Origin of the sequence: Mesorhizobium sp. M7D.F.Ca.US.004.03.1.1 (genome assembly GCF_003998635.1) — a bacterium.
In the GTDB taxonomy this organism is placed as follows: domain Bacteria; phylum Pseudomonadota; class Alphaproteobacteria; order Rhizobiales; family Rhizobiaceae; genus Mesorhizobium; species Mesorhizobium loti.
This window is the reverse complement of sequence record NZ_RZQG01000308.1, coordinates 1-6,327: the sequence shown is the minus strand read 5'-3', so window position 1 is coordinate 6,327 and position 6,327 is coordinate 1. Positions and strand designations below refer to the sequence as shown.

Sequence of the window (6,327 nt, the reverse complement as noted above, 5' to 3'; positions counted from 1 at the left end):
GATCTACCCGGGCGACCTGCACGAGGATTTCATCCGCTCGTCGGGTCCCGGCGGCCAGAACGTCAACAAGGTGGCGACGGCAGTGCAGCTGCGCTTCGACGCGGCCAACGCAACGGGCCTGTCGGAGCGCGTGCGCGAGCGGACGATCAAGCTTGCCGGCCAGCGTGCCACCAAGGACGGTGTCATCGTCATCGAAGCGGGCCGCTTCCGCACCCAGGAACAGAACCGGGCGGACGCTCGGGCACGGCTTACGGCACTGGTCGCCAAGGCCGCCGAACCGCCGCCGCCGCCGCGCAAGAAGACGCGGCCGTCGAAAGGCGCCGTGGAGCGACGGCTGAAGAGCAAGGCCGGACGCGGCACGATCAAGAAACTGCGCGGCCGGGTGGAGAACGATTAAGCACCACACCAATCGCGTGCACAAAACGGCTTCCCATTTTGAACCGCAGATGCAAGGTTCCACCATTGCCACAGCAAGGGAGACCAAAGATGGGCATGTTCGATTTCGTCAAGAGCGTCGGCAAGAAACTGGGCATCGGTAGCGACGAAGAAGCCGCACCCACTGCCGACACGCTCAAGAAGGAACTTGATTCGCACAAGCTCGGCACCGATGGTGTCGAGGTCGTCGTCAAAGGCGACACAGCGGTGCTGAAGGGTGTGGTCAAGGATCAGTCGATCTTCGAAAAAGCGGTCATCGCCGTCGGCAACACGCTCGGCGTCTCCAAGGTGCAGGCGGACGAGTTGCAGGTCGCACCAGAGGCCGGCACGGCAGCTGCCCCGGCCAAGGAGCCAACCTTCTACACCGTCCAGAAGGGCGACAACCTCTGGAAGATCGCCGAGAAGAGCTACGGCAAGGGCAAGGGTGCGAAGAACACGATCATCTTCGAGGCCAACAAGCCGATGCTGACCCATCCCGACAAGATCTATCCAGGCCAGGTGCTGCGCATTCCAGATATCGCCTGATCAAGGCGATTGCCAATTAGGCATGAGCGGCGGCTTTCGGGTCGCCGTTTTCTTTTGATCGTGACATTTTGCGGTTCCGAACCATCCAGGAGGTGACCTAACCCGTGCTCGTCCTGCCCAAAGGCGTCCGCCACATGCCGGCCTACCTGTCACGCAGCGTGCAGGAAGCGCTGGTCGAGGACGTGAGAAGCATTGTGCAGCAGGCGCCGCTGTTCGTGCCGGCCATGCCGCGCACGGGCAAGGAGATGAGTGTGCGCATGACCAATTGCGGCCCGCTCGGCTGGGTCACAGACAAGGAGCATGGCTATCGCTACCAGCCGACGCACCCGGTGACCGGAGCGCCATGGCCGCCAATCCCGGAGGCGCTGCTTGAGCTATGGCGGCAGGTCTCGGGCTATCCGCACCCGCCGGAAGCGTGCCTCATCAATTTCTACACGCCGGACGCAAAAATGGGCCTGCATCAGGACCGCGACGAGGCCGATTTTTCGGCGCCGGTCGTCTCCGTCTCATTGGGCGACGATTGCCTGTTCAGGGTCGGTCAGACGACGCGTGAGGGCGGCACAAAGTCGTTCCGGCTGAAAAGCGGCGACGTCGTGGTGCTCGGCGGCGAGGGCCGCCTGTGCTTCCACGGCGTCGATCGAATCTACCCGTCGACCTCGGCGCTGCTGAAAAATGGCGGGCGGATCAATCTGACGCTGCGGCGGGTGACGAAGCCGGCCGTCACAGCTTCCTGAGCGCCACTTCCTCGATCAGGTGATCGGCACCCTTGCGCAGGATGAGGTCGGCGCGGGCTCGCGTCGGCAGGATGTTCTCGCGCAGATTCTTCAGGTTGATGTTGGTCCACAGGCCTTCGGCGATGGCGCGGGCTGAATCCTCCGAGAGCTGCGAATAGCGGTGAAAGAAGGAGTCCGGATTGCGGAAGGCCGTCTCGCGCAGCCGCATGAAGCGGGAAATGTACCACTGGTGGATCAGCTTCTCGTCGGCATCGATGTAGATGGCGAAGTCGAAGAAGTCCGACAGGAAGGGCACGATCTTGCCGTCCTGCGGCAGCTTGCCGGGCTGCAGGACATTGATGCCTTCGAAGATCAGGATGTCGGGCCGGTCGATGGTGACGAACTCGCCGGGAATGACGTCATAGGTCAGGTGCGAATAGACCGGCGCGCGGACATTGGGCAGCGCCGACTTGATGCCCGAGAGGAAGCGCAGCAGCGCGCCGACATCGTAGCTATCGGGAAAACCCTTGCGTTCCATCAGGTTCTCGCGGCGCAGCACCTCGTTGGGCAGCAGGAACCCGTCGGTGGTGATGAGGTCGACCTTGGGGCTCGAGGGCCAGCGCGCCAAAAGTTCCTTCAACACACGCGCCGTGGTCGATTTGCCGACCGCGACGGAACCGGCGATGCCGATGATGAAAGGCGTCTTGACGATGTCCACCGCGTTGAAGAAGGCCTGGCGTTGCCTGAAAAGCAGCTGGCTCGCTTCGACATGCGCGGACAAAAGCCGCGACAGCGACAGATAGATGCGCTTGACCTCTTCGAGGTCGACAGGGTCGTTGAGCGAGCGCAGACGGCGGAATTCATCCGCGCTCAGCGTCAGCGGCGTGTCGGCACGGAATTGCGACCATTGATCGGCGGAGAAGAAACGAAAGGGGGAATATTTCTCGGTTGGCGCGAGCTGATCCATCGAGATACCTGCCCTCCTCGCGGTCAGCCCTTGGGCCGTGAAGCCTTCTCGGCGATGCCCGAACGCCCGGTGCGGCCTTCGAGTTCCCTAAGCACGTCGCTCAGCGGAACCCCGGAGAGGCCGAGAACGACGAGCCAATGATATATAAGATCGGCACTTTCCGAAACGAGGGCCGGTTTGTCGCCCTTGACGGCGGCAATCACCGTCTCGACCGCCTCTTCGCCAAGCTTCTGCGCCGCCTTGTCGATGCCGCGCGCGAACAGTTTTGCCGTCCAGGAATCCGGATCACCGGAATGGGCGCGTTCCCCAACGATTTTTTCCAGATCTGACAGCGAAAACTCAGCCATGGCCGTCATCTATCTGCTTGTTTAAGCATGATCTTTTTCCGAAAACCGGTTCCCACTTTTCGGGACCATGCTTTAAGACCGATTACCGAGGGAGTCCAGCCGCATCGGCAGCCCCGCGGCGGCCATATGCGCCTTGGCCTGCGCTATCGTGTAGGTGCCGAAATGGAAGATGGAGGCGGCCAGCACCGCTCCGGCGTGACCATCGCGAATGCCTTCGACCATGTGATCGAGCGTGCCTACACCGCCGGAAGCGATCACCGGCGCGCGCACCGCATCCGCAATCGCGCGGGTCAGCGCGATGTCGTAGCCGGCCTTGGTGCCGTCACGATCCATCGACGTCAGCAGGATCTCGCCGGCGCCGCGATCGACCATTTGGCGCGCAAACTCGACCGCATCGATGCCGGTCTTCTCGCGCCCGCCATGGGTGAAGATCTCCCAGCGATCGGCCTCGCTGGCTCCAGACACTTTCTTGGCGTCGATGGCGACGACGATGCACTGGTTGCCGAACTTGTCGGCGGCCTCGGCGACGAAATCCGGGTTCTTCACCGCCGCCGTGTTGATCGACACCTTGTCGGCGCCGGCCAGCAGCAGCTTCCTGATGTCGGCGACCTGACGCACGCCGCCGCCGACGGTCAGCGGCATGAAGCATTGTTCGGCGGTGCGGGCGATGACGTCGAAGATGGTCTCGCGATTGTCGGACGACGCGGTGATGTCGAGGAAGCAGAGCTCGTCGGCGCCGGCCGCGTCATAGGCCTTGGCCGCCTCGACCGGGTCGCCGGCGTCGATGAGATCGACGAAATTGACGCCCTTGACGACACGGCCGTTCTTGACGTCGAGGCAGGGGATGACACGGGCTTTGAGCATCAGCGGCCCTCTATCGTGGCGATAAGATCGTTCAGCAACTGGCCGACCAGCGGCGGAACATCGGACTGCCCGTCGAAAGCCGGGTCGTAGGCGGAGACGGTGATGCCGACGACCGGCACCGCAAGCGCCATAGCGCAAGCCGCGTCGCGCAACTGTTCCGGGCTCGGCCCGCCTGATGTGACGTAGCGGTTGGCCTGCAACTCCCGGGGATCGTGCACGTCTAGATCGAGATGCATGTGCACGCGTTTGGCCCCGGCGGTCTTCAGTCTTTCGGTCGCCTGGGCCACTCCTGGACATTCCGTCCGGACGATCGGCAATGTCTCGAGAAGCCGTTTTTCCGCCGGATCGAGATCACGCGCGTTGACGAGCACACAGCGCGACGGATCGATCGGCTTGAAGCCGGGAATTGCCGCCGCCATCGGCCGCCAGCACAGGCCGAGCACAGTCGCCAGCGCCATGCCATCGAGAAAGCCATAGACGGATGTCTCGGGCGTGTTGAGGTCGCCATGTTGGTCGGCCCAGATGATCGCATCGGCGGCTTCGCCGGCGACAGCACCGGCACTGGTCAGGCAATTTCCGGCAAGGACGATGGGAAACCGGCCGGCGTCACGAGCAAGGCGAACCTCGGCTGCAACCGCGTTGCAGACGGCAAAGCCGGTGGCGATCTCGCGCTCCTGGATGTCTCCGACCCTGCCGATGTCTTCCACCGTAACGTCATGGCCGGCCATGGTCAGGGCGTCGACGAGACCGCCTGATATCAGCGCGTCCGGACCCTGGCCCATGCCGCCATGATAGTGGCCGCTGTCATAGGAGGCCAGGATGATGGAGATTTTCACGGTCGCGTCTCCGCCGTCGCCCTGCCTTGCAGGATCGCCAGAGCCTCCGCCGGATCGATGCGGCCGTCATAGAGCGCGCGGCCGGAAATCGCGCCTTCGAGCTTTTGCGCGTCGGGCATGGTCATACGCACGATGTCGGCGATCGAGGCGAGGCCGCCAGACGCGATGACCGGGATCGAGACGGCATCGGCAAGGTCGATGGTGGCGTCCCAGTTGATGCCGGTTAGCACGCCGTCGCGGTCGATGTCGGTGTAGATGATGGCGGCGACGCCGGCGCCCTCGAATTTCTTCGCCAGTTCGATGACGCCGAGGCTCGACGCCTCGGCCCAACCCTCCACGGCCACCTTGCCGCCCTTGGCGTCGATGCCGACGGCCACCTTGCCCGGGAAGGCCTTGCAGGCCTGCTTGACCAGATCGGGATCGCGCACCGCCACCGTGCCGAGGATGACGCGGGCCAGCCCGCGATCGAGCCAGTCCTCGATCTGCGCCAGCGTGCGGATGCCGCCGCCGAGCTGCACCGGGTTCTTCGTCGCCTTGAGGATGGCGCCGACCGCTGCACTGTTGACGCTCTGGCCCTGGAAGGCGCCGTTGAGGTCGACGACATGCAGCCATTCGAAGCCCTGTTGCTCGAAGGCTTTGGCCTGGGCTGCCGGGTCGTCATTGTAGATGGTGGCGGTGGCCATGTCGCCGTGCTTGAGGCGCACGCATTGGCCGTCCTTGAGGTCGATGGCGGGGAAAAGGATCATCCGTTCAGGCGCCTTCAACGATGACGAAATGGCCTGATGAGGCGGCAAGCCGGAATTTCGAGGCATGCTGATATTCCGGCGAATGATAGCATTCGACCGCCTTGTCGTAGGATTCGAACTCCACCAGGACGTGACGATTCCCGGTTGGTCCTTCGGGATTCTCATAGCGCCCGGCGCGCACGGGGAATTTCGCACCGTATTTGGCAAAGGCGACGGCATTCGCCTCGATGTACCGCTTGTAAACCTCTGGATCGCGGACATCGACCATCGCCATCCAGTAGCCCTTCTTGCTCATGGTTTATCCCTTTGCTTGAGCATGATCTCGGGACAAACGGGAACCGTTTGTCCGAGAAAACCGGGGGCCACTTTTCGGGATCATGCTCTACGGCCTCCAGCGCAGGAAATTGGTGATCAGGGCAAGGCCGAGCGCCTGGCTCTTTTCCGGATGAAACTGCGTGCCGACGAGATTGTCACGGGCGACGGTGGCCGTCCCCGGACCGCCATAGTCGGCGACCGCCAGGACTTCGTCCGCCTTGCGCGCATCGAGATGGTAGGAATGGACGAAATAGGCGTGCAGCCCTGTGGTTCCGGTTGGAATGCCGGCAAACAGCGGATGCTGGCGCTTAAGCTCGATCGTGTTCCAGCCGATCTGCGGGATCTTCAGCGCCGGATCGGCTGGCGTGATCTCCTTGACGTCGCCTGATATCCAGCCGAAGCCGTTGGTAATTGTCTTTTCCAGGCCGCGCTCAGACATCAGCTGCATGCCGACGCAGATGCCGAGGAAGGGCCGGCCCTTGGAGATGGCCACCTCTTCGACCGCTTCCCACATGCCATCGACGGCATGCAAGCCGGCCGCGCAGTCGGCATAGGCGCCGACGCCGGGCAGGACGATAC

10 protein-coding genes are annotated in these 6,327 nt (G+C 63.2%); 3 read left to right on the top strand and 7 right to left on the bottom strand.

What is annotated here, in order from left to right; all coding sequences use genetic code 11:
• Position 1: 1 nt before the first annotated feature.
• The 3 genes from arfB to EN935_RS18040 all read left to right on the top strand — a co-directional run bounded on the left by arfB (position 2) and on the right by EN935_RS18040 (position 1,694).
• The gene (gene arfB / locus EN935_RS18050; RefSeq protein ID WP_127373488.1) at positions 2-397 is read left to right on the top strand and encodes an alternative ribosome rescue aminoacyl-tRNA hydrolase ArfB; all 396 of its coding nucleotides are present in this window, start codon (positions 2-4) and stop codon (positions 395-397) included.
• Positions 398-486: 89 nt separating this feature from the next.
• Complete coding sequence (lysM, locus tag EN935_RS18045; protein WP_109666976.1) at positions 487-960, top strand: peptidoglycan-binding protein LysM; 474 nt, start codon at positions 487-489, stop codon at positions 958-960.
• Positions 961-1,064: 104 nt separating this feature from the next.
• Positions 1,065-1,694, top strand: coding sequence for an alpha-ketoglutarate-dependent dioxygenase AlkB (locus EN935_RS18040; protein ID WP_109666978.1), 630 nt, complete (start codon positions 1,065-1,067; stop codon positions 1,692-1,694).
• Here EN935_RS18040 and coaA read toward each other — a convergent pair.
• The 7 genes from coaA to hisH all read right to left on the bottom strand — a co-directional run bounded on the left by coaA (position 1,681) and on the right by hisH (position 6,325).
• On the bottom strand, positions 1,681-2,640 hold the full coding sequence (coaA, locus tag EN935_RS18035; protein WP_109666980.1) for a type I pantothenate kinase: 960 nt from the start codon (positions 2,638-2,640) through the stop codon (positions 1,681-1,683). The genes EN935_RS18040 and coaA overlap by 14 nt on opposite strands.
• Before the next feature lie 23 nt (positions 2,641-2,663).
• Positions 2,664-2,987 carry a phosphoribosyl-ATP diphosphatase gene (locus EN935_RS18030; RefSeq protein WP_109667712.1) on the bottom strand — a complete coding sequence of 108 codons (324 nt, stop codon included), beginning with the start codon at positions 2,985-2,987 and terminating at the stop codon, positions 2,664-2,666.
• Between the two features lie 72 nt (positions 2,988-3,059).
• Positions 3,060-3,854 (bottom strand): imidazole glycerol phosphate synthase subunit HisF, encoded by a 795-nt coding sequence (hisF, locus tag EN935_RS18025; protein WP_164757838.1) that lies wholly within the window; start codon positions 3,852-3,854, stop codon positions 3,060-3,062.
• The gene (locus tag EN935_RS18020; RefSeq protein ID WP_109666985.1) at positions 3,851-4,687 is read right to left on the bottom strand and encodes an arginase family protein; all 837 of its coding nucleotides are present in this window, start codon (positions 4,685-4,687) and stop codon (positions 3,851-3,853) included. The genes hisF and EN935_RS18020 overlap by 4 nt, the downstream gene beginning before the upstream one ends.
• Positions 4,684-5,433: a 1-(5-phosphoribosyl)-5-[(5-phosphoribosylamino)methylideneamino]imidazole-4-carboxamide isomerase gene (gene hisA / locus EN935_RS18015; RefSeq protein WP_109666987.1), complete on the bottom strand. Its 750-nt coding sequence runs from the start codon at positions 5,431-5,433 to the stop codon at positions 4,684-4,686. Before hisA ends, EN935_RS18020 begins: the two co-directional genes overlap by 4 nt.
• Before the next feature lie 4 nt (positions 5,434-5,437).
• On the bottom strand, positions 5,438-5,728 hold the full coding sequence (locus EN935_RS18010) for a DUF1330 domain-containing protein (RefSeq protein ID WP_127263267.1): 291 nt from the start codon (positions 5,726-5,728) through the stop codon (positions 5,438-5,440).
• An 87-nt stretch (positions 5,729-5,815) separates the two neighbouring features.
• Positions 5,816-6,325, bottom strand: coding sequence for an imidazole glycerol phosphate synthase subunit HisH (gene hisH, locus EN935_RS18005; protein ID WP_245488998.1), 510 nt, complete (start codon positions 6,323-6,325; stop codon positions 5,816-5,818).
• Positions 6,326-6,327 lie beyond the last annotated feature (2 nt).

Coding starts and splice junctions, on each gene's coding strand:
- lysM (WP_109666976.1), top strand. CDS start 487: ATGGGCATGTTCGATTTCGTCAAGAGCGTCGGCAAGAAACTGGGCATC.
- coaA (WP_109666980.1), bottom strand. CDS start 2,640: ATGGATCAGCTCGCGCCAACCGAGAAATATTCCCCCTTTCGTTTCTTC.
- EN935_RS18030 (WP_109667712.1), bottom strand. CDS start 2,987: ATGGCTGAGTTTTCGCTGTCAGATCTGGAAAAAATCGTTGGGGAACGC.
- hisA (WP_109666987.1), bottom strand. CDS start 5,433: ATGATCCTTTTCCCCGCCATCGACCTCAAGGACGGCCAATGCGTGCGC.
- EN935_RS18010 (WP_127263267.1), bottom strand. CDS start 5,728: ATGAGCAAGAAGGGCTACTGGATGGCGATGGTCGATGTCCGCGATCCA.